A 23,094-nucleotide genomic window follows, 5' to 3' on the forward strand; every position below is an offset into this window, starting at 1 on the left:
GTCCTGGCTGCGTTTATGCGAATAGGAGCCAGATAAAAGAAAGCCCCGCCATTGCTGGTGGGGCTTTTCAGTTTTCACATTCGCAATAGAGAAAACTGACTATCTTTTTACTGCAATTACGCGAGTAGCTCTTTTGCTGTGTTCACTACGTTTTCAGTCGTGAAACCAAACATTTTGAATAGTTCGCCAGCTGGTGCAGATTCACCGAATGAAGTCATACCGATGATGCGACCGTCGAAGCCTACGTACTTGTACCAGAAGTCAGCAATACCTGCTTCAATTGCGATACGTGCTGTTACGTCTGATGGCAGTACAGCTTCACGGTAAGCGGCGTCTTGTTTGTCGAATGCGTCTGTTGATGGCATTGAAACAACGCGTACTTTCTTACCTTCAGCAGTTAGCTGTGCTGCTGCTTCTACTGCTAGTTCAACTTCAGAACCTGTTGCGATAAGGATTAGCTCTGGCTTGCCTTCGCAATCTTTCAGAATGTAAGCACCTTTCGCGATGTCTGCTACTTGTTCTGCTGTGCGCTCTTGTTGCGCAAGGTTTTGACGAGAGAAGATAAGTGCTGTCGGTGCATCTTTACGTTCAATCGCTAGTTTCCAAGCTACAGCGGACTCAACTTGGTCACATGGACGCCATGTGCTCATGTTTGGTGTTAGGCGTAGCGATGCCATTTGCTCAACTGGTTGGTGAGTTGGACCATCTTCGCCAAGACCGATAGAGTCATGCGTGTACACTTGGATGTTCTGAATTTTCATCAGCGCAGCCATACGCATTGCGTTACGTGCGTACTCCATGAACATTAGGAATGTTGCGCCGTAAGGAACGAAACCACCGTGTAGCGCGATACCGTTCATGATCGCTGTCATACCGAATTCACGCACGCCGTAGTGGATGTAGTTACCAGAGAAGTCGCTTGCTTCTAGAGACTTAGAACCAGACCACATTGTTAGGTTAGAAGGTGCTAGGTCAGCAGAGCCACCCATGAACTCTGGTAGTAGAGCACCAAATGCTTCTAGAGCATTTTGAGACGCTTTACGTGATGCAATGTTTGCTGGGTTAGCTTGAAGATCAGCAATGATTTGGCTTGCTTTCTCTTCCCACTGTGCAGGAAGCTCACCGTTTACGCGGCGTTTAAATTCAGCTGCCAGCTCAGGGTACGCTGCTTCATAAGCTGCAAATTTCTCGTTCCACGCTGCTTCCTTAGCTGCGCCTGTTTCTTTCGCTGACCATTCTGCGTAGACTTCTTGCGGAATTTCAAAAGGACCGTGCTCCCAACCTAGTTCTTTGCGTGTTGCTGCGATTTCTTCTGCACCTAGTGGCGCACCGTGACAATCGTGTGAACCAGATTTGTTTGGTGAACCAAAACCGATGATAGTCTTAGTACAGATAAGTGTAGGACGTGGATCCGCTTTCGCTGCTTCAATTGCTGCGTTGATTGCGTCAGCATCGTGACCATCGACTGCAGGGATTACGTGCCAACCGTAAGCTTCGAAACGCTTAGGTGTGTCGTCAGAGAACCAACCTTCAACGTGACCGTCGATAGAGATGCCGTTGTCATCCCAGAATGCAATCAGCTTGCCTAGACCTAGAGTACCTGCAAGAGAACATGCCTCGTGCGAAATACCTTCCATCAGACAGCCGTCGCCCATGAACACGTAAGTGAAGTGGTCAACGATGTCGTGGCCTTCTTTGTTGAATTGCGCTGCTAGCGCTTTTTCAGCTAGAGCCATACCAACCGCGTTAGTGATGCCTTGACCTAGCGGACCCGTTGTGGTCTCGATACCTGGCGCGTAACCGTACTCTGGGTGACCAGGAGTTTTAGAGTGAAGCTGACGGAAGTTTTTCAGATCGTCGATAGACAACTCGTAACCTGCAAGGTGCAGTAGAGAGTAAATCAGCATTGAGCCGTGGCCGTTAGACAGTACGAAACGGTCGCGGTCTGCCCACTCAGGGTTTGATGGGTTGTGGTTTAGATGAGAGCGCCAAAGAACTTCAGCGATGTCAGCCATACCCATAGGTGCACCTGGGTGACCAGAGTTAGCTTGTTGAACACCATCCATGCTTAGCGCACGGATTGCATTTGCTAGATGTTTACGATCCATAGTGATTACTTCTCGATATTTGATTTAAATAGAGGGAACTCGCCGAAACAAGTTCAAATAGAATTTTTTGAAAATAGTGCTGATGGTAAAAGCGAGTAGACGGGCTACTCGCTTTTGGTAAGCAATTAAAGCTTAGCTTCGATCATCGCTTCTAGTTTGCCTTGGTCAACGGCGAAGTTGCGGATACCTTCAGCCAGCTTCTCAACAGCCATTGGGTCTTGGTTATGTTCCCATAGGAATTCAGCGTGAGTCATTGGTGCTGGACGCTCAGCTGCGCCTTTAGAATCAACTAGTTTCTCAACTACTTCACCTTCAGCTGCTTCTAGTTCTGCAAGTAGAGCAGGAGCGATAGTTAGACGGTCACAACCAGCTAGTTCTAAGATCTCACCGATATTACGGAAGCTTGCGCCCATAACTACAGTTTTGTAGCCGTATTCTTTGTAGTAGTTGTAGATCTTAGTTACAGATAGTACGCCTGGATCTTCTTGAGCTTCGAAGTCACGGCCTTCTTTCGCTTTGTACCAGTCCATGATACGACCAACGAATGGCGAGATTAGGAATACACCCGCTTCTGCACAAGCACGTGCTTGAGCGAACGAGAATAGAAGCGTTAGGTTACAGTTGATGCCTTCTTTTTCTAGGATCTCAGCTGCGCGAATGCCTTCCCAAGTTGAAGCCAGTTTGATAAGGATACGGTCGTTAGTGATGCCAGCATCGTTGTACATTTTCACTAGTTGACGAGCTTTCGCTACGCTGCCTTCCATATCGTAAGATAGACGAGCGTCTACTTCTGTAGAGATACGACCTGGGATAGTTTTTAGGATTTCTTTACCGATGTTTACTGCAAGCATGTCACAAGTATCTTGAACTTGTTGAGCTTTGTCGTTGCTCTGTGCTTTAGCGTATTCGATTGAAGCATCGATTAGAGGTGCGTACTCTGCGATTTGAGCGGCTTTAAGGATAAGAGAAGGGTTAGTTGTTGCGTCTTCTGGCTGATACTTTTTAATTGCATCAATCTCGCCAGTGTCTGCTACTACAGTCGTTAGTTTACGAAGTTGCTCTAACTTGTTGCTCATAATCGATCATCCTATTTAAATGGGCTTAAGCGTGATTTTTGTTATCACAGCTTGTGCATTTGCAAGCGAGTTAGCTAACCGTCTCATCGCATTTAATGAGACATCTGCTCAGCCAACTACGGAAAATTTCGTTACCGAACAAATGCTATGAACATTTGATCGATAGCTGAGTAAATGATGTGTCCATATTTATCCTATCTATGCTGAAAGTCAATCGCTGAAATGGACTTATAGTGAACTTCATCAACGTTTTTTTACTGTGTGTTTAGTGGTTAACCCAAATAAACGTTTGCCCTTATTGTTCAAAGCTTGAGCGTTGTCCAAGAGGGTAAAAAATTGTAGTGAGAAAATGTTATTGCGATGAGCAAATGTAGCGTTTAAATTGATAAAGAACATATGCTAAGTCAATGAGCATATGTTCACTTATTGCATACAATATCGATCCTCTTAAAGGGCGAGAGAAACCATGAGCAGTTCTAATCAAGATATTTCCATTGAAAACACGGATTTGTTGACAGAGATTTCCGTCGCGTATTATCAAGACGGTGCGACTCAGGAAGAGATATCGAGAAAATTTGCCATATCACGCGCAAAGGTTGGGCGAATGCTCAAGCAGGCGCGTGATGAAGGCATTGTTGAAATTACCGTTAAATACCATCCGGTGTTCAGCGCCAAGATCGAACAACGTTTGATCGAGCGATTCGGCGTTAAGCGCGCGCTTGTTGCTCTTGATCAACCGAATGAAGAAGCGCAACGACTACAGGTATCGGGATTGGTGTCCAATTATCTCACTAGCACGCTCAAAAACGGCATGGTGGTGACGGTCGGACAAGGGCGCAACGTGTCGTCTGTCGCTCACCATATTGGTGTTATTACGCCGCGTGATTGTAAATTTGTGTGTGGCATTGGTGGTATTCATCCGCGTGGCGGTATGTATAACGCCGACCATATTTGTCGTCAGTTGGCGAAGAAATATGGGGGGACCTCTGAAACCCTTTATGCGCCGGCTTACGCAGAAAACAGAGAACAGAAGTTGGCCTTTATGCAAAATGCAACCGTGAAACAAACGCTCGACCTAGCACGTAAAGCCGATGTCGCTTTGGTTGGTATTGGTGACATGAGCGAAAACAGTTACATGGTCGACTTAGGTTGGTTTACGCCTGATGAAGTGGTTCAGTCGAGACTTCAACAAGGTGTGGTAGGGGATTTTGCAGGTTATGACTTCTTTGATATTCACGGTAATGTAGCGAACACGGTAATGAGTGACCGAGTAATTGGACTTGGTATTGAAGAGTTTCGGCCGATCTCGGAAGTCATTGCGATCGCAGCAGAGAACAGCAAGCCGCTCGCTCTACTCGGAGCATTAAGAACTGGAGCGATAGACGTGATCGCCACGAGCGTTAGCAACGCATTAACCGTGCTCAACTTAGATGAGCAAATGCACGGCAACGCGACATCTGAACGCTAACGGAAATAGTCGGCTTTTGATGTAGTCAGGCTATGAGGAGGGACAAATCACTCATAGCCAGTTTCTATTTCGAAATGACAAGTTTGGTTTAAAAGCTGCGTTTAGTTTATTGGAACACATCATCTTTAGATAAACGTAAGATACTATGTTAAACAGACACTTGTCTTAACGCTCGATAGGTAGAGAGTGGTCAGCACCCCATTCGGTCCAAGAACCGTCGTACACCGACAGATTGTCTAGACCAATTTGATACGCCGCGAGTAATAAAATGCATGCGGTTACACCGGAACCGCAACTAAAAATAATCGAATTGTCACTATCTATCGTTAGTGCGCTAAATATCTGTTGCAACTCTGAGTTTGGTTTAATGTGACCGTTGGTCAAGAGTTCTTGAAACGGTAAGCAAACCGAATTTGGAATGTGACCACTACGTAGACCTTCTCGTGGCTCAGGCACTTCACCAAGGAATCGTGCTTTGGCTCTGGCATCGATGATGTTGGCACTTTTATTGGTTGAATGAGCAAGAACATCTTGTGCACTCAAAAAGGCATTTTGGTTGAGCTTACCCGCAAAGTTACCTCTTTCGCTTGGTTGCGATAGGGTACTTTCAACAGGGAATCCGGCTTCAATCCAAGCTGGAAGACCGCCATTTAAGACTCGAACATTATCATGTCCCATAGCTTTGAACATCCACCAAGCTCTTGGCGCGGCTAAAGTGCCAGAGTTGTCGTAAACCACAATCAAATCTTCGTTGTTCAAACCGAGTTGTAGCGCACTTTGGTTGAAGCCTTCTTCTGTTGGCATCATATGCGGCAGGGAAGAACCGGGTAAGCAAAAGTCATTGTCGTAATCAAAGCGTAAAGTATTTGGAATCCACTTATCTTGAATCTTTTTACCTTCAGAAGGGATTTGAAACGCAATACTAGCGTCGAGGAGCTTGACGTTAGGTTGGCCGAGAAGGCTATTGAGTTCATCAGTACTAATCAGTGCTTGCATTGTCTTTAGTTTGCTAGGTGGATAATCTTACTGTTTTACAACAAAAAAATCGCATGTTCAAAAGAACGATGCGATTTTTAAGTTAAAGATTGAAGATTTGTTCTGAAAGACAGCTTTCGATTTACCCAGTTACATGGTCCAAGTGTTGTCTCCAGAAGTAATCACTTTCTGAATTGGGTCACTACCGTCATAGAACCAAATTTCAACAAGTAGGCTACCTTGGCTATCAGAAACATTAAAGTCGACATTTGCTGTACCATTGTTGAGTGGAACCGATGCGACTTTGCTTGGGTATTTTGCATCGTAGTTACCTGAACTGTTCTCGACAAACTCTTTGTACACGCTTAGGTGTGCTCGTTGTGAAGAGAAACCACTGATGTCTACATTGAGCGTACCTTCCGTCACTGGGTTGTAGCTAAAGCCATCTGGTACTACTAGATCCTGCATGGTTGCATCTTCTACAGTTACGGTAGTCTCTTCTACGGTTGTTTCTTCCTGTTGGGTTGTGTCTTCCTCTGCAACGGTGGTTTGGGTTGGTGGAGGTGGTGTACTGTTACCACCTCCGCCGCCACCGCCTCCGCCACAAGCCGTTAGTGCTAATCCCATGATGATTGTGATAAGTGCTTTCATAATGTTATCTCCCTATGGAATGTAGCATTTATTAGGTGTTGGAGCGGTGTGCCAATCTGTGCTTAGTTCGCCACCAGACTCAGCCCAAGTTTGGAAGTGAGGGTATGCATCGACCATGTCTACACGCTCTAGCGGCCAATCCCAATCTTCTACTATTAACAGTGCCCAAGGTAAGTTGTTTGCTGTTTTGAAGTACACACCTTGTGCAGGGTCACTTGCATCGACGCCGACACCGAAGAGGTTTTGGTCATCAAACTGTTCTGTTGGTGCTTGGTCTGCTAAGTGAACTTCCCACTTACGCCCTGGTTGGAAAGTAATACCATCGCCATGGTAAGTGCCCGGTGTTGCAAAGATGAACGGGTCGTATGGCATGGCTTGAATGGCTGAACGGTCAGATCCTTCAGTGAAGTACACATTCAAGGTAAAGGTGAGTGAGACGTTATCATCACAGCCAGACTCTGTGCGGAAGTAGCTACAGCTGCTCGCCGCGTGTGTGCTTAAGTCTTCACTGATGATGAAAATTGCTTCATCAGAAATACTTTCCAAGCCATTAGATGCTTGTTCTACACCATTGAAGGATAGTGTTGTTAATCCGTTTTCAATCGAGCTTCTCAATACACCCGGTAGTCGGATTGCGAAGCCATTTTTGTAACTTGCACCGTAAGCCGCTAGGTCGCCAGTAATTTGAATACTCTCAACATGACCCGCAAGACTGGTTTCGGTGATGCGGAATTTTACGACCACATCGTTCATGTCGTAGTCTGCGGTGTATGGCCAGTTATCTTCGTAAGCGACGGTGGCGTAATCTTCTGCACTCGGGAAATATTCCACTGAGTAACCATTACCAGTGATGGTAATTGGGTAATCTTCCACCTCACCAGATGTCGAACCACCATCGTAGTTTAATCCGGTTTGTTGGCTAAAGCGGAATCGGCTCCAGCTAGACCCTTCCGTTGCAGCGGTTGAAACTACAAACGGTAGGGGATTATTACCCGCAGACAGTAATTGGTCGGTAAAGGCTTGCTCACCTTCATCATCAAAGTCACCATCGCGGTTCCAGTCAAACCATGCTGATAGGTAGCCAGAAGTAGAAGCTGTCACATTCACAATTGAGCTTAAGCCTGGATCAAGTGCGGATACAAAACCAACACCATCTTCATCGGCTGTGCCCACAGAGTTATCGTTTGCCTGTCCGTCGGCATCACCATCTGGAGCAACAGAGCCAAGCCAAGTTGCACCGTCCACTTCGTGGCGAGGACCGTTTGACGCAAGCGTGGTGTGGTAGCTGTCTGGAGCATCACCAAAATCAATTGGCTCGTCTTCGTTAATCACCGGAGCATTTGCACAACGTGCACCGTCATTTTGGCTTGAGCTTGGACCGTTGGATACAAACTCAACCGCAGGAACGATACCTGCTGCGATATTGGCTGCCTTACCTTCCGAAAGGTCAACGCGATAGATTTTGCCATCTTGGTTACGTGACACATAGTAGTTGCCGTTTACATCGAAGTAGCCAGCACCAAATGTGCCTTTCTCACCTGTGTCACCTATCGCAGTTGCGCTACCATTTGATGGGTTGAACTGATATAGCAAACCAGAGTTGTTGTCGATGCCGTAAAGGGAGCCATCACCTGGATGGAATGCAAAGTCGGTTAGGTTCACAGTCGCTGTTGAGCTGATTTTCACGATGCTCAATGTCGCATTTGGATCAGAATCGAGCGGAGAAAGGTCAATGGAGAAAAGTCCTTTGCCTTTGCGGTACAAGTAGTAGACGTGGTTGTAAACGTCACCTACGTAAAACGTGTGGTCGGTAGGAAGACCCGAAACATTAAGTGTCTCTGCTTGGAAGTCTTGACCAAGACGAACAATCTTTTTGTTTGTGGTGTCGTAGCCGTAGATATAACGGTCAGTGAAGTTAAAGCCTACACCGTTGATGCCCGAAGCCAAACCTGTGTCGTCCTCTAAAAGAGTCGTAGAGCCTGTAACCAAATTGACGCCATAGATTTGAACCGGGGTTGATTGGAATAGGTATGCTTGGCTTGGGCACGTATCAAATGGCGCCGCTTGTGCGTAAGCGCTCGCTATTAGAGACCCAAGTAGTAGTGATGTCCTTTTCATAATTCGCCCTCTCATTGGTTCGTGATATATGCAATGAAAGGAATGTGCCAACTTTTAAGTTGTTGAATTTTATAGATCTAAGATTTGTAAGAAGAAGGGTTGTAAATCTGATTGTCAAAATGAGAAAAAGCCCAACATCGAGTTGGGCTTTTTGGGAATGATTAGAGGTATAGAACTAACTACAAACCGGACAGGAGGGCATTTTCATCAGATTCATTTCTCGCCAAGACATGCTGAGCGCATCCAAAATCAGAATTTTTCCTTTCTTTGGTTGGCCGTAATCAGCAATCACTTTAATCGCTTCCATCGCTTGCACTGCGCCAACAATACCCACAACAGGCGCCATTACTCCGGCTTCGACACAACTTAGCGCATCGCTGCCGAAGAGGGCACTTAAGCACTGGTAACATGGTTGCGCTGGATCATCGTAAGTAAACACACTCACTTGGCCTTCCATGCGAATGGCCGCGCCTGAAATCAGCGGTGTTTTGGTCGCAAAACATAGGCGGTTAAGTTGATTGCGCGTATCGACGTTATCTGATGCATCGACAACAATAGTGTGCTGTTCGATCAAGCTTTTTAGCTCTGTATCATCAAGACGCTTTGCGATGGTATCTACAATGATGTGCGGGTTAAGCTCGCGTAGTGCATCGGCCGCTGATTCTACCTTCTTACGACCAATATCCGCATCGTGATGCAGTACTTGGCGCTGAAGGTTAGACAACTCGACGATATCATCATCAATCAGCGTGATTTTACCGACACCAGCCGTCGCCAAATATTGGCTTGATGCGCAGCCTAAACCGCCAGCACCAAGCATCAATACCGATGCTTGTTTGAGTGCTTCTTGTCCTTCAAAGTCAAACTGACGAAGAATGATTTGGCGGTTGTAACGCAGCATTTCCTGATCGGAAAGAATATCCACAACGTCTTCCTAGTAAAGGGTTGAGTTGAATAGTTGAACCTGAACCGTTTCGCCCACTTCAACTCGGCCGCGCTCACGTTCCAAGACAACAAAACAGTTCGCTAGGCTCATTGAGCGGAATGCACCAGAGCTTTGGTTACCGGTTGTTTCAACCACAAACTTGCCATCTTCCAATGTGTAGATACCACGTTGGTAATCGGTACGACCTGGTGCTTTCTTAAAGGCGGTTTTGGTTGTTGCTGGAATAGACTCGGGTGCTTTCCATTCGGTATGGCCTGCAAGTTTTGCCAGCATTGGTTGAACAAGCACGTACATAGTGAGCACGGCAGAAACCGGGTTCCCCGGCAGACCACAGAACCAAGCAGTGCTTAGCTTACCAAACGCGAAAGGTTTACCCGGCTTGATTGCTAGCTTCCAGAAACCGATTTCACCAAGCTCTTCAAGAATGTCTTTGGTGTAATCCGCTTCGCCCACACTAACACCGCCTGAGGTCACAACCACATCTGCCAATGTTTGCGCTTGTTCAAAGGTTGCTTTTAGAGTCTCTGGGCAATCTGGAATGATGCCTAGATCAACGGCTTCGCAACCGAAGTTCTCGATAAGTGGTTTAATACCGTAACGGTTGCTGTCGTAGATCTGACCTTCGTCTAGCGGTTCGCCCAGTGGTTTAAGTTCATCACCAGTAGAAAAGAAAGCAACTTTTGGCTTACGTACTACTGTTACATGGCTCACACCAAGAGACGCAATCATCGGAATATCGCGAGGTGTCAAACGTGCACCTTTTGCCAGTACGATGTCGCCTTGTTTGATGTCGTCACCTGTTGGGCGGATGTTGTTTTGTGGCTTCACGTCGGTTTGGTTGAACTGAATGCCAGCATCTGTTACTTCAGTGTTTTCTTGCATGATAACGGCATCACAACCCTGTGGGATTTTTGCGCCAGTCATGATGCGAACACAGGTACCTTGAGGCCATTCACCTTCAAAAGGTTGTCCTGCAAATGATTTACCTGCCAGAGGCAATACAGAAGATGACTCAAGATCTTGAATGCGAATAGCGTAGCCATCCATTGCTGAGTTATCGAATGGCGGTACGTGGATAGGAGACAAGATATCTTCTGCCAGTACAAAACCGAGTGCTTCAGCAAGTGGAAGAGAAAGCGTTGTTTGGATAGGTTTGATTCGCGATAACATTTTGTCCATCGCTTCTTCAATTGGCATCAAGCCAGGTGCGTCGCAGCAGCCCATTGAGAAAATCCTGTGTTCTTTTGTTTTGTGGCAACTTTACCATAAAAGGGGACTGAGTAAGAATGTCCACCTATAAAATATGGGTGTAATTATTCAAAAATCCGAGTATCCTTGTAAGCCATCCAAAAGGGGTAAAAAACCTGCGGAGCTCAAGAAAATCAGCTCAGTACCTTCATCTGATGTGACTTGGTGTAAAGACACGAACTGAGCAACTCAAAGCGAAAAGTATGAATGCAATTTTGATTGGGTTTGTACGAAGGCTGAAGTAAAACAAAAGAGGAAGTGGAATGTCAGGTCTTAGCGAGTCAGCGAAGTTAGTAAAAGAAGCGCTAGAGCAACGCGGTTTGGAAACGCCAATGCGTCCAAACAACGTAAGTCGTGAAGAGAAGAAAGAGAAGATCGAACACCACATGCGTGAGATCTTAGGTCTACTTCAACTTGACCTCACTGACGATAGCCTAGAAGAAACCCCTCACCGCATTGCTAAGATGTACGTTGACGAAATCTTCTCTGGTCTGGATTACTCCAACTTTCCTAAAATCACGGTGATTGAGAACAAGATGAACGTGAGCGAGATGGTTCGCGTGAAGGACATCACAGTGACCAGTACTTGTGAACACCACCTTGTGACCATCGATGGCAAGGCTGCTGTGGCTTACATTCCACGTGGCAAGATCATTGGCCTGTCAAAGATCAACCGTATCGTTCGCTTCTTTGCCCAGCGTCCACAAGTTCAAGAGCGTATGACTCAGCAAATTCTTGTTGCACTTCAAACGCTGCTTGAGTCCGATGATGTGGCAGTGACGATTGACGCAACACACTACTGCGTGAAATCTCGCGGTGTGATGGATGCAACCAGCGAAACGACAACAACTGCATTGGGTGGCATCTTCAAGAGCAACCCAGCAACGCGTGCCGAATTTCTGCACGGTTTACGCTAGGTAACCAAGTACATTCTAAGAGGATGGCAAACGCCATCCTTTTTTTATGCTTGTTTAGAAAATGACTTCATGATTTCTGGCCAATACATTTTGACGTAACCTGCCGATACCCAAACAACCAATACAGTCGCGATACTGAGCTCTAGAAAACCAAAGTCGTGTAGCCAGTGCCAGTGAGGGTGCGATTCGGCGAAAAAAGAGGTCAAGCGATGCATTGCGATGGCGCTGATCACGGAAGGAAAGGTTACTGCCGCGATAGAAGGTTGAAACTTCAAGCGAAGTAAGCGGAAGTAACATAAGTAGATCAATAACGTCATAGTGATGGCGATCCCGGCCAATGCGCCTGTCAGTATCGGATCAGGCAAGGGAAAGTTCACCAAGTATGCTGCTAATGACAAGTTTACCGGCGCGGCCATAATCGCGAGGGTTGGTCTTGCTCGCCTTGGTAGAGAGCCGAAAAACACCAAACGATACAACACGAGTGGCAGCATGAAGAAATAAATGCCGATGCACATCATCGCTAACGTTTCGGAGAATAAGTTGTGACCTAGTTGAGATCCGGCTAGTGAACTACTGATCAGCCCCACCGGATAAAGAAACCAACTCGGTACGATATTGGACATTTTGAAGTTCATTAGCTGAAAGCTAAAAAACAGCACCATCATAGTAAAATGCAGCAAAAGCGCCATAAACCAAAGTGGATAAGCGATGATAGGCGCTACAGCGGCAAGATAATCTGCAAGGATCAGTAACGCCATACTCATTGGTGCCATTAAACTACCACTCAGCGGGTGACGAATGTCGACCATGAATAATCGTGGATTCGCGGCATATTTTATGAGTACAGGGGCGAGTAAAAGTGCGCCGAGTGACGCCAAAAATGGGCGTATCGGTTCACCAATCTCAGGAACATAGAGTGCCCAAGCTTGCCCTAAACCTATCATACCTAGTGCCAACGCGGCTTGAGACGGCGGGACACTATAAAACTGCACAAGTCTTCTCCAGTTCAAATCTACTCCATTTGATTTTTGCCTGAATGAAACAAAACATGACGATTTGGATGAAATGCTCTATTTAAGTAGCGAATACTAACAAGTATGGAGAGGGGTTTCTCATGAAAGGTGGTGAGCAAATATCAGAGAATGATAATTTTGTGAGTTTGGTATCGAATATTTGGGAAAAGATGCAAAAATGCAGAGTTTATCGCTCCAAACCCTTCGATAGTCCGGAGCGAAGTGATAACAAAGAGAATGTTATGTTGATTGATTCTCCGGTAGATCCTGTTGGCGTAACTTTTCGTTTTTGATTGTGCGATGCAGCAGCTGGCTGTAAATAGGTTGTCCACCCAACAATTGAGCAATAATCACAGCGCCCAAACAAGTAATGATCAATGGCAGGATTAAGTAGTAGTTATTCGTCATTTCAATCACTAACAAAATACCAGTAATCGGTGCACGTACCGTTGCAGCAAACAGTGCACCCATGCCCGCAATCGCAAATACACCAGGCTCGATATCAAGTGCAGGGAGCAAGACATCAGCACTTGCTCCGAACGCATAGCCAAATAAGGTTCCCAGAGCAAGCATAGGTGCAAAGATGCCTCCCGGCGCACCAGAACCAAAACAGAGCAGGGTTGTAATTACGCGACCAAAGAAAAGCAAAACTAAAATAGATACCGAGTAGTTACCGTTAGTAATGTCAGGAATAAGGCCGATACCACCACCAGTTAGTTGGGGTACGTACAAAAGAAGCAAACCAAACACGCCTCCCAGTAGCGAACCCACAATCAAGTAGCGCTTACGATCGTTTTTGTGAATTGCGACAAAACTGTCTTGTGCCACGGTAATCAGTTTATTGAAGATCACGCCAAACACGCCAAACAATGCGCCAAGCAATAAAAACAGCCATAGGGTTTGAAGCTCTGGCGACTGGTATTGCGGCATAGTGATAACGGCGTCTTGCCCGTTGATGGCGCGAAACACTATGTTCGCCATAATGGCAGAAATGATCACTGCGCGAATTGAGATCAATGAGTAGCGAAACTGAGGTCGCATTTCCTCCACAACGAACATAATGCCTGCGAGTGGGGCATTAAAAGCCGCAGCCAAACCGCCAGCAGCACCAGAAGCGAGCAGGGAGTGGCGGGTATCGTCATCCTTTACGCGGAATATATCGGTCACCATTCGACCAACAGCGCCCCCCATTTGAACGGTTGGGCCTTCACGACCCAGCACCATACCTGAGCCAAGTGCGCCCATGCCGCCGAAGAATTTTACTGGTAGAACTCGCCACCAGCGCACTGGACGAATATTATCCATTGCCCCTTCGATTTCAGGAATACCAGAACCTGCCGCTTCTGGCGCAAAGCGGTGCACAAGAAAATAGCCAATAAAAGCTAAAAGTGCGCTAATGAGAACCGCTGCCAGCCACAACGGTAGAACATTACCAATTTCGCTTCTTAACCATTCTGTTCGTGTTTCAGAAACGAAATGAACGGCAAGCTCGAAATACGTACCGACAAAACCAGCCAACGTACCCACAATGGCGGCCATAATGAGAACAGAAAATGGTGTTGACCCTCGAGAGACAAACTGGTTAATCGCATCTTTCGGTACGTGCGCCAACACAGATTTCACAATTCTCTCGCGTTTGGTCATTAACAAGCTCTCCTGTTGCTGGGGGGGAAGGGACGAAAGAAAGTATACGCTTCGCAGAGTCTAGACCTAATCAATAAAGATGCAATTTAGCTTTTCACTATTGAGTGTTTGAAGTGTCGCGATATTATTCATTCACTCAGATTGTGCTATTGCTCTCATAATTTAGGATAAAAAACTTGTTTTTTGAGAAAAATGAACCATGCTTTAAATGTAAAGCAACATGACTGCTTCAGAAGGAGGGATGTGAGGTTTTACACACAATTTGGATGGATTCAAACCCTACGGTAAGTCCTCGTTTTATGTTCGGGATGCATCAATAGACATCGCCGATTCGCACACTCACGATTGAGTAACGAGGTAGAGGCGCACGCACATGTGCGCCTTCTTAATTTCTGCGTTATAACTTTCATCACCATAACTTTCATCGCCACCTGCCACTATTTTTCTCTTGAACATTTTCTTGCAGTCAGTAATGTCTTGGTTCGATGTCAACCAACTAGAGCAGTGCATGCGCTTTTATCTTCGACTCTTACTTTCTTTATGTTGTTGTTCGGTAACGTTTCCGGCACTTTCAACGCCGAGCTGGTGGCAAGACACGTTGTCAGCAATGCCATATTCCAATCTAAAAGAACGTATAGAAAAAAGTGGAAGCTGGTATGGTTGCGAAGTGCAGCTGCGAGACAACTCAACGTTTATCAGCGCATTTTGTTTGGATGATTTTTCGTACTACCAGCAGCACTTGTATGGTGAAGTGATTTTGAGAAGAGAAAGTGCTCAGTTCTCGTTTCTTACTGAATACGAGTGGCAGCGTCTGAATGACTTACTTCTCAACTTAAGAAAGGATGGGTTAGTTTTACGCAGAGTTACTATCGGACAAGAACACTATGATGTCGTTGAAGCTCTGGAAAAGAAATCTTCCGAGCTTGTCGATAAAGAAGTTATTTTGTTGATGAACCGCTATCCACAAGAAACGATTCGAAGTTTGCTTTGGGTAAAACCGGACGAGTTTCTGACGCCATCACCGTCCTTAAATGTGCAATTGCGCAGTGATGGCGAAATTATCGAGGTCAAAGTGACTCGTTTTTAGATTCTTTATGGAGAGATAGGAAGGTCGCCATTGCAGACTCATCCAAAAAACCATCCGATTTTTTGTGAGCGCGCAGGTATTGATAGCCTGCGATTAGCTTGCGGTGTATCTCTTCTGCATCGTCTGACAACGGCTGATTCATAACGTGTTGAAAGGCAAGTTTGTACGCATCCATATCCACGACTTCAGCACGGCGATATAAATAACCACATCCCGTTGCTAACCATTCGAGAGAGCAATTGGCGCGCATTGCAATTTGATTTGCTTTGGTTAGGCTAGGTTCACTGCCTTTAAGGTATTTGCGTATTAAAGCTTCAGACACATCGACGCGTCGAGCGAACCCGCTGATGCTTTCTTCTCCGATCAGGGTGGCTAGGCGTTGGGCAAAAGACATATTTCGTACTCCAGTTCGAATTGCGAAAGTTTACCCGTTGAGCCGGTACGAAAACAAGACTACGATGAATGCAGATCAATTGAAGGAGAAAACCCATGGTTGCAAAAGTAGTAACTGCACCAAAAGGCCCAGAGTTCTCAGAGCTGGTTCAAGGATATTGGCGTGCAGTTGAGTGGGGAATGACGGCTCAAGAGCGTTTGTCATTTCTTAAGCAACACATTGAGTTAGGCATTACGACAGTCGATCACGCCGACATCTACGGTAATTACGAGTGTGAGGCGTTGTTTGGTGAAGCGTTAGCTTTAGACAAGAGTGTTCGTGAGCAAATTCAGATCGTGACGAAATGCGACATCAATTTGTGTGGCGATAAAACGCCAGAGCGTAAGATCAATCACTACGACACGAGCTCAGCACATATCTACCAATCGGTGAATAACTCGCTAGAACGTTTGAATGTGGATGAAATCGACGTACTTTTAATTCATCGTCCTGACGTGTTAATGGATGCAGACGAGGTTGCAGAAGCATTTTCTGAGCTTCACAAAGTCGGCAAAGTGAAGCACTTTGGCGTGTCTAACTTCACTCCACGCCAGTTTGAACTGCTGCAATCTCGCTTAGGTAAGCCGTTGGTTACTAACCAAGTGGAAATCAACCCACTTAACTTTGAGGTTGCACACGATGGAACGCTTGATCAAATGCAAATGTTGCGCACGCGACCAATGGCTTGGTCTTGCCTCGGTGGTGGTTCAATTTTTAGTGGTGACAGTGAGCAAGCTGTTCGTGTCCGTAACGAATTAGAAGCAATTCGTGAAGAAGTGGGCGCAGCGAGTATTGACCAAGTAATTTATGCCTGGGTACGTCGCTTGCCATCTAATCCTATTCCAATCATTGGCTCTGGTAAAATCGAGCGTGTGCAAGCTGCAGTTAATTCATTGAACATCGAACTTACTCGAGAGCAATGGTATCGCGTATGGGTGGCTTCTAAAGGTCATGGTGTGCCATAGAATTGATATCTTATCGATGAAATTGTTATTAAAGGCATCCTCTAGCAGGGTGCCTTTTTAGTTTTAGCGCGTTACTGTTTACCCATTATGGAAATGGAAAGAATGAAATTCGAGCAAAAATGGGCTTTGGATGTTAGATGCAACTTTTTGCTTACTTTGGGTGGAGGAGTTTTACCCATGTTTGTTTTATGTCACTAAACAGCGAATGTGATGCTTGCTTTTTAGTCATTTTGTTCACTCATTCATTCATATTGCGTATGCTTATTGAATAATAAAGAAATAAAAAACTCGTCAGTTTTCTCGTATTACATGCTGTAACAATCTGTTAGACTCCGGCGCAGATTGTGGAATATAAAAAGGTGATTGAATGTCTTTTCCCGTACTCATCTGTGATGATTCAGCGTTAGCACGCAAACAGATGGCGAGATCACTACCAGCCACATTGAATGCCGATATTACGTTTGCTATCCACGGAAAAAACGCGCTAGAAGAACTCGAAAAAAACGAGTTTAAATTGATGTTTCTTGATTTGACCATGCCAGAAATGGATGGCTTTGAAACACTAGAGCACATGCAACGGTTGGGGGATAAAACTCCGGTGGTTGTTGTGTCGGGGGATATCCAACCTAAAGCGAAAGAGCGCGTGTTCGCACTGGGTGCAAAAGCGTTTATTCAAAAACCGATCGCCAAAGATGAACTCAAGAAGGCGCTTAAAGAGTTGGTCGAGCCAGAACCTCGTCCTCAAATTATCACGCCTGTCTCTATTGAGTTACCGATTTTACGTCGTCGCGATATTTACATGGAAGTGGCTAACGTTTCAATTGGTCGAGCAGCCGATGCGTTGGCGCGTCACTTTGACGTGTTTGTGCAACTACCTCTGCCGAACGTCAATATCTTTGAAGTGAGCGAACTTCACATGGCGCTACGCGACTTGGCGTCGCATGACAACGTATCGGGTGTTTGTCAGGGATTTTGTGGCGAAGGTATTGCTGGCGAAGCGCTAGTGATCTTGAGTGACTCAAGCGTATCTGATCTCAAAAAGTTGATGAAAGTACCAGCAGACAGCGAAGAGCTAGAAGAGCTTGAGCTGCTAATGGATATTTCTAATATTTTGGTGGGGTCGTTCTTAAATGGTTTAGGCGAGCAGTCTGAAGTCCGATTCTTCCAAAGTCCACCAGTACTCCTTGGTCAGCATATCTCAATTGACTCGATCATTGAATCTACAACTGGAGCATTCAGCCGCACGATGACATTCGAAGTGAGCTACAACATTGAAGGAACGTCGATTCGTTGTGACTTGTTGTTTATGTTTGTGGATGAATCCTTGCCGCTGCTTGATAACAAACTGTCTTATCTAATGGAGGAGTTCTAATGTTGAATATGCCAGCAGAGTTTGAACAATTCCATTGGATGGTGGATATGGTACAAAACGTCGACATGGGCTTAGTGGTCATTGATCGAGATTACAATGTACAGGTCTGGAATGGGTTTATGACTCATCACAGTGGTTTGCAGTCTCATGATGCGATTGGTCGTTCTATATTTGATATCTTCCCTGAAATCCCACAGGAGTGGTTTAAATTAAAAACAAAACCAGTGTATGACCTAGGCTGCCGTAGCTTCATCACATGGCGACAACGACCTTACTTATTCTGCTGTCGCAATGTTCGACCAGTTACGCAGCAAGCGGAGTTTATGTACCAGAATGTTACGTTGAACCCAATGCGCACACCGACTGGAAAAATCAACTCGTTGTTTTTGTCTATACAAGACGCGACGGCTGAAGCTCTGATGTCTCAGAATCAATAGCGATAAAAAACTTTCTCAAAAGCCAAGGTCCGCCTTGGCTTTTTTGTATACTTATAATTGTGTTTCCCAATGCGTAGAACGTGAACATGGACTTTAATCTCGCCCTAAAACTCTACACCGCAGAGCAAGTAAAAAACGGTGAAACGCTGGCTGCGCAAATGGCTGGTGTTTCTATGTATAGCTTAATGCAACGCGCTGGTATGGCCGTGTATGAGCGCTTTTTACATCTGTATCCTAAATCAAAAAATATCTTAGTGATTTGCGGTAAAGGGAATAACGGTGGCGATGGTTACGTATTTGCATCTCTTGCGAAACAAGCTCAACTCAATGTACATGTTTTCCAAATTGGTGATGTATCTGCGCTAAAAGGTGATGCTTTGCGCGCATACCAAGATTGGCAGTCAATCGACGGTGTTAACAATGATTGGGATGAATGGAATACCGCATTGCTAGAAGCAGATGTGATCATTGATGCCATGTTAGGTACTGGTTTAAGCGGTGAGGTTCGTTCGGAGTATCGTCGCTATATTGACCAAATTAATCAAATTCATACCCCTGTGATTGCAGTCGACGTTCCTTCTGGTCTGTGTGCTAATACAGGTGCAGTTTTAGGTGATGCAATTCGTGCCGAGCATACTGTAACCTTCATTGGGGTTAAGCAAGGCTTATGCACTGGACAAGCGAGAGATCGCGTTGGCGAGCTCTACTTTTGTGGTTTAGGCGTCAATACTAAGTTTGATACTATCGAAGTAGAAAGTGCATTAGGTATTGATCATCAGGTTGTTTCAAGATTAATGCCCAAGCCAAATCCAACGGTCCATAAAGGTGACAACGGGAAGTTGCTTTGTGTTGGTGGCAACCAAGGGATGTCTGGAGCGATTCGTTTATGTTCCTCCGCTGCGATTAGAGCCGGAGCGGGTTTAACTGCCGCAATTACTCACACGAGTAGCCTTATTCCACTGCAGGTTGGTTGCCCAGAAGTAATGAGCCAGAGCATCACCGCTGACTTACTCAGGGATACTGAGAACGACTTAACTAAACGCATTCGCTGGGCTGACGTATTAGTGTTTGGTCCTGGCTTTGGAGATGATGAGTGGGCTTATCAAGCCTATCAATATCTGGCTCAAGAGCAGAAACCTAAAGTTGTTGATGCTGATGGCCTCAATATTCTAGCGATGCTGAGCCAGCGATGCGATGGCACTCTGGTGTACGACAACCATCGAGTGATCACGCCGCATCCTGGAGAGGCTGCTCGACTACTAAATGTAACCATTCAACAAATAGAAAGTGACCGATACTCTGCTGCAAGACAACTGCAAGAGCGTTATGGCGGTGTAGTGGTTTTAAAAGGCGCGGGGACTCTTATTTACGATGGAACGAGAATGTACGTCTGTCTAGCGGGTAACGCCGGAATGGCGACGGGGGGAATGGGAGATGTGTTATCTGGAGTCATTGGTGCATTACTAGCCAAAGGTTTACCAATTTCTGTTGCCGCACGTTTAGGTGTGGTACTTCACAGTCATGCTGCTGATATAAACGTGAGTCAGAATGGTCAAATTGGTCTTTTGGCAAGTGATGTCGTTAGCACTCTTCGTACCGCTATCACCCAAGAGCTCTATCGAAATTAATTAGATTTCATGCATTGCTGAGAAAATTGGTCGATTTTTTTGAGTACTTTTTTTCGAATTAGCAGGGCATCTTAGTATTAGGTGATTGAGTTTTAGGCAGATTTGAGAGGTGATGCGTTTTAATTTTTAAGATATGACGCAAAGGTTTGCGCAATGGGTTAACTTAAGTGCTTTCTCAAGTTGTTGATAGTTATAAATAATAAGAGGTTTTGGTGACTTGGGGATCGTTTTTGATATGCGATTTTCAAGATGGTATCACAAAAAAAATTCAAATATCAGACTTGTAGGAAATAAATCACAGCCTATAATGCTGAAAACCGGAGCGTCTGCCAACGCTCCGGTTTTTTTGTGTCCGAAGAACAGTGAACTCGTCTGCCAACGAAATCACTACGCACTCTGAAATGACACATATACATATGAATCAAGGAATTACACAATGCGTATCGAACAAGAACTTAAGTTAGGTTTTAAAGATGTACTGTTTCGCCCGAAACGTTCTACCCTTAAGAGCCGTTCTCAAGTAAATTTAACCCGCGATTTTACATTCAAGCATAGTGGTCGTCAATGGTCTGGTGTGCCAGTAATCGCAGCAAACATGGATTCGGTTGGTAGCTTTGCAATGGCTAAAGCCCTGGCTGAGCATGGTGTAATGACCGCTGTTCACAAACATTACACGGTAGAAGATTGGGCTGAGTTTGCTAAATCAGCAGATAAAGTAACCATGAATAACGTTATGGTGTCTACTGGGACATCTGACGCAGACTTCCAAAAAACCAAAGACATCATGGCACTTTCAGATGAATTTATTTTCATTTGTATCGACATTGCAAATGGTTACTCAGAGCATTTGGTCGAGTATGTTGAACGCGTGCGAGCAGAGTTCCCAGACAAGGTCATTTCTGCAGGCAACGTGGTTACTGGTGATATGTGTGAAGAGCTAATCCTAGCTGGTGCAGACATCGTTAAAGTGGGTATCGGCCCAGGTTCTGTATGTACAACTCGTGTAAAAACGGGTGTTGGTTACCCGCAGCTTTCTGCAATTATCGAGTGTGGTGATGCAGCGCACGGCCTTGGTGGCATGATCGTCGGTGACGGTGGCTGTTCTTGTGCGGGTGACGTAGCGAAAGCATTCGGCGGTGGCGCGGATTTCGTAATGCTAGGCGGGATGCTAGCGGGTCACGAAGAGTCAGGCGGCGAAGTGATCGAGAAAGACGGCGAGAAGTTCATGAAATTCTATGGCATGTCGTCGAAGAGCGCGATGGATAAGCACTCAGGTGGTGTCGCTGGCTACCGTGCGGCCGAAGGTAAAACCGTATTATTGCCATACCGTGGTAGCGTTCACGGCACTATTCAAGACATCCTTGGAGGCGTTCGCTCAACATGTACATACGTAGGTGCAGCAAAGCTTAAAGAGCTAACCAAGCGTACTACATTCATCCGCGTTCAAGAACAAGAGAACAACGTGTTCGGTAAAGAGTAAATCGACTGAATGTAACAAGTGTAAAAGCAACCATACGTTATATCTATAGCAGATAAAACTATACTATATGCAGCTATGAGCCAGAGTGAGATTGATTTCTTACTCTGGCTTTTTGCTTCTCATTTGTTTGCGCTTCAAAATTAACTCTAAGCGATTTTAATAGTTGGTCGAGATTCGACTTGTTCAAACGGTAATGATGTTGTAACTGGCATGAGCTGTAAAACGCTTGAAATCTGACAGTCTCTATTTAACCCAATATAGTCTTTGACATTAGCGACTCGCCAAGTCATGTCTCCGTAAGTACGCAGATAGAACGCGGGTGATTGATGACTGTTATGTCTAATAACGCTCCATTGGGTAATATCACTAAAAAAGACTTCAGGGTTATCGGATGTCTCAAACTCATTCGCCATGATGCCCAAAGGTATATCAACGCGATTAAGTAGCTTTTGTCCGAGTGAGAAGGCTTCGTCGAAGTTAGTTGGTTGTTCGCTTAACTGCTTAATTGCATAGGTTTGTACAAATCGAGACGGCGGTGTTGGGTCGGCGGGTAGACCCATCAAGCCAGCGCCATTGATTGATTGAAGTGGGCCAGGCACTTGGACATGACGTTGCATGGTTGCTTCATTGTTCGGTTCTGGGTTGTAGTTGCGCAAATTGGAAAAATAAGAGAGGTGATTGACATGCCAATGGTAATTTGGGCAGTTAGTCATTACTCCAACGTAGGAGTGGTCCACAACCACTTTATAATCATCAAAGTCGTATTCGGTACATTGATAGCGTGCTTGCTGATTTTCCTCTTTGCTGAACATATCGCTTTCTTTGAATGCTCGATAGATATGCATATTACCGTTAAGAAACTCAATGACGGCACTGTCATTATTTGCATCGTGAATCACGAAATGCTGGTCCAAAGCCATGTTGTCACTCTCTGTTTCACCAGTTGAAATAGTCGAGTTAAACACGTAAACGGGGTGGGTGGTGAAGTAGGTCACCATCTCGTCCACAGTATTAAACGTAGACAAGATAAAAGTACCAAACAGGCCGCTGCCTAATGCAAAGGCATCATCAGGGATGTGAGAGGTCGATACATTTTGATTGAGAATGGGCAAGTACAGTGACCCAACAGAAAGGCCAGATTCATTAATGCCATCAGCTGTTAAAAGAGGGTTATTATACCGGGTAATGGCATTGCAGTGTATGAAGCTCAACTCTCCCTGCCAATTTGCTCGAAACTCACATTCTTTACTGTGACGTTTTGGCGGCTGACCATTGAAAACACGGTCGGCTTTTCCGTCGGAAGTAAAGGTCGTAATTTGGTAAGTTTGTTGGGCTCTAAACCAAATCTCGGTCTGAAGGTTAACTGCAAACTCCATGGTTCTAGCGGATAAGGTTTGGTTGTTGCAACCATAATTGATATTAACATCTGTACACATAGCCATGCTTTCCGTTGTTTATCTGAATGATGAATATCCAAGAAACCCTCTGAATCAAATGCTTAGAGATTACGTGGATATAGATGAATTGC

Annotated in this window: 19 protein-coding genes; 8 read left to right on the top strand and 11 right to left on the bottom strand. The window is 45.4% G+C overall.

Going from position 1 to position 23,094, the window contains the following annotated elements; genetic code table 11:
• Positions 1 to 116: 116 nt before the first annotated feature.
• Both tkt and tal read right to left on the bottom strand, forming a co-directional pair.
• On the bottom strand, positions 117 to 2,108 hold the full coding sequence (gene tkt / locus R7Q48_RS01740; protein WP_042522667.1) for a transketolase: 1,992 nt from the start codon (positions 2,106 to 2,108) through the stop codon (positions 117 to 119).
• A 125-nt stretch (positions 2,109 to 2,233) separates the two neighbouring features.
• Positions 2,234 to 3,184, bottom strand: a complete 951-nt coding sequence (tal, locus tag R7Q48_RS01745; RefSeq protein WP_005373488.1) for a transaldolase — start codon at positions 3,182 to 3,184, stop codon at positions 2,234 to 2,236.
• A gap of 466 nt (positions 3,185 to 3,650) precedes the next feature.
• Between tal and R7Q48_RS01750 the strand changes: the two genes are divergently transcribed.
• Positions 3,651 to 4,652: a sugar-binding transcriptional regulator gene (locus R7Q48_RS01750; protein ID WP_005387670.1), complete on the top strand. Its 1,002-nt coding sequence runs from the start codon at positions 3,651 to 3,653 to the stop codon at positions 4,650 to 4,652.
• 165 nt (positions 4,653 to 4,817) lie between these two features.
• On the opposite strand, the gene R7Q48_RS01755 is transcribed toward R7Q48_RS01750, so the two are convergent.
• The 5 genes from R7Q48_RS01755 to moeA form a co-directional block, all read right to left on the bottom strand.
• Entirely contained in the window at positions 4,818 to 5,648 is an 831-nt protein-coding gene (locus R7Q48_RS01755) for a sulfurtransferase (RefSeq protein WP_053304520.1), read from the bottom strand.
• Between the two features lie 129 nt (positions 5,649 to 5,777).
• The gene (locus R7Q48_RS01760) at positions 5,778 to 6,278 is read right to left on the bottom strand and encodes a hypothetical protein (RefSeq protein WP_053307245.1); all 501 of its coding nucleotides are present in this window, start codon (positions 6,276 to 6,278) and stop codon (positions 5,778 to 5,780) included.
• 12 nt (positions 6,279 to 6,290) lie between these two features.
• Complete coding sequence (locus R7Q48_RS01765; RefSeq protein ID WP_318132123.1) at positions 6,291 to 8,396, bottom strand: LruC domain-containing protein; 2,106 nt, start codon at positions 8,394 to 8,396, stop codon at positions 6,291 to 6,293.
• A 175-nt stretch (positions 8,397 to 8,571) separates the two neighbouring features.
• On the bottom strand, positions 8,572 to 9,321 hold the full coding sequence (gene moeB / locus R7Q48_RS01770; protein ID WP_005387678.1) for a molybdopterin-synthase adenylyltransferase MoeB: 750 nt from the start codon (positions 9,319 to 9,321) through the stop codon (positions 8,572 to 8,574).
• 9 nt (positions 9,322 to 9,330) lie between these two features.
• Positions 9,331 to 10,566: a molybdopterin molybdotransferase MoeA gene (gene moeA / locus R7Q48_RS01775; RefSeq protein WP_136976720.1), complete on the bottom strand. Its 1,236-nt coding sequence runs from the start codon at positions 10,564 to 10,566 to the stop codon at positions 9,331 to 9,333.
• 287 nt (positions 10,567 to 10,853) lie between these two features.
• On the opposite strand from moeA, the gene folE reads away from it, so the two are divergent.
• Positions 10,854 to 11,507, top strand: coding sequence for a GTP cyclohydrolase I FolE (gene folE, locus R7Q48_RS01780; protein ID WP_005373478.1), 654 nt, complete (start codon positions 10,854 to 10,856; stop codon positions 11,505 to 11,507).
• A 44-nt stretch (positions 11,508 to 11,551) separates the two neighbouring features.
• On the opposite strand, the gene R7Q48_RS01785 is transcribed toward folE, so the two are convergent.
• Together R7Q48_RS01785 and clcA are read right to left on the bottom strand one after the other, a co-directional pair.
• The gene (locus tag R7Q48_RS01785) at positions 11,552 to 12,499 is read right to left on the bottom strand and encodes a TDT family transporter (protein WP_005373475.1); all 948 of its coding nucleotides are present in this window, start codon (positions 12,497 to 12,499) and stop codon (positions 11,552 to 11,554) included.
• Between the two features lie 261 nt (positions 12,500 to 12,760).
• On the bottom strand, positions 12,761 to 14,164 hold the full coding sequence (gene clcA, locus R7Q48_RS01790; protein WP_005373473.1) for a H(+)/Cl(-) exchange transporter ClcA: 1,404 nt from the start codon (positions 14,162 to 14,164) through the stop codon (positions 12,761 to 12,763).
• A gap of 472 nt (positions 14,165 to 14,636) precedes the next feature.
• Between clcA and R7Q48_RS01795 the strand changes: the two genes are divergently transcribed.
• Positions 14,637 to 15,251, top strand: a complete 615-nt coding sequence (locus R7Q48_RS01795) for a hypothetical protein (protein WP_005373472.1) — start codon at positions 14,637 to 14,639, stop codon at positions 15,249 to 15,251.
• Here the strand turns inward: R7Q48_RS01795 and R7Q48_RS01800 are convergent.
• Complete coding sequence (locus tag R7Q48_RS01800; protein WP_005373470.1) at positions 15,232 to 15,645, bottom strand: helix-turn-helix domain-containing protein; 414 nt, start codon at positions 15,643 to 15,645, stop codon at positions 15,232 to 15,234. The two genes, R7Q48_RS01795 and R7Q48_RS01800, sit on opposite strands and share 20 nt — an antisense overlap.
• A 95-nt stretch (positions 15,646 to 15,740) precedes the next feature.
• Between R7Q48_RS01800 and R7Q48_RS01805 the strand changes: the two genes are divergently transcribed.
• The 5 genes from R7Q48_RS01805 to R7Q48_RS01825 all read left to right on the top strand — a co-directional run bounded on the left by R7Q48_RS01805 (position 15,741) and on the right by R7Q48_RS01825 (position 21,566).
• A complete protein-coding gene (locus tag R7Q48_RS01805; protein WP_262657052.1) occupies positions 15,741 to 16,649 on the top strand; it encodes an aldo/keto reductase family oxidoreductase in 909 nt (302 codons plus the stop codon).
• A gap of 367 nt (positions 16,650 to 17,016) precedes the next feature.
• Positions 17,017 to 18,021 carry a response regulator gene (locus R7Q48_RS01810; protein ID WP_005373466.1) on the top strand — a complete coding sequence of 335 codons (1,005 nt, stop codon included), beginning with the start codon at positions 17,017 to 17,019 and terminating at the stop codon, positions 18,019 to 18,021.
• Complete coding sequence (locus R7Q48_RS01815) at positions 18,021 to 18,458, top strand: PAS domain-containing protein (RefSeq protein ID WP_005373463.1); 438 nt, start codon at positions 18,021 to 18,023, stop codon at positions 18,456 to 18,458. The genes R7Q48_RS01810 and R7Q48_RS01815 overlap by 1 nt, the downstream gene beginning before the upstream one ends.
• An 86-nt stretch (positions 18,459 to 18,544) precedes the next feature.
• A complete protein-coding gene (locus R7Q48_RS01820) occupies positions 18,545 to 20,086 on the top strand; it encodes an NAD(P)H-hydrate dehydratase (protein WP_262657053.1) in 1,542 nt (513 codons plus the stop codon).
• Between the two features lie 436 nt (positions 20,087 to 20,522).
• Entirely contained in the window at positions 20,523 to 21,566 is a 1,044-nt protein-coding gene (locus R7Q48_RS01825) for a GMP reductase (protein ID WP_005373458.1), read from the top strand.
• A 146-nt stretch (positions 21,567 to 21,712) separates the two neighbouring features.
• On the opposite strand, the gene R7Q48_RS01830 is transcribed toward R7Q48_RS01825, so the two are convergent.
• Positions 21,713 to 23,002, bottom strand: coding sequence for a linear amide C-N hydrolase (locus tag R7Q48_RS01830; protein WP_017635214.1), 1,290 nt, complete (start codon positions 23,000 to 23,002; stop codon positions 21,713 to 21,715).
• Positions 23,003 to 23,094: the final 92 nt, after the last annotated feature.

The organism is Vibrio sp. 378 (assembly GCF_033339435.1).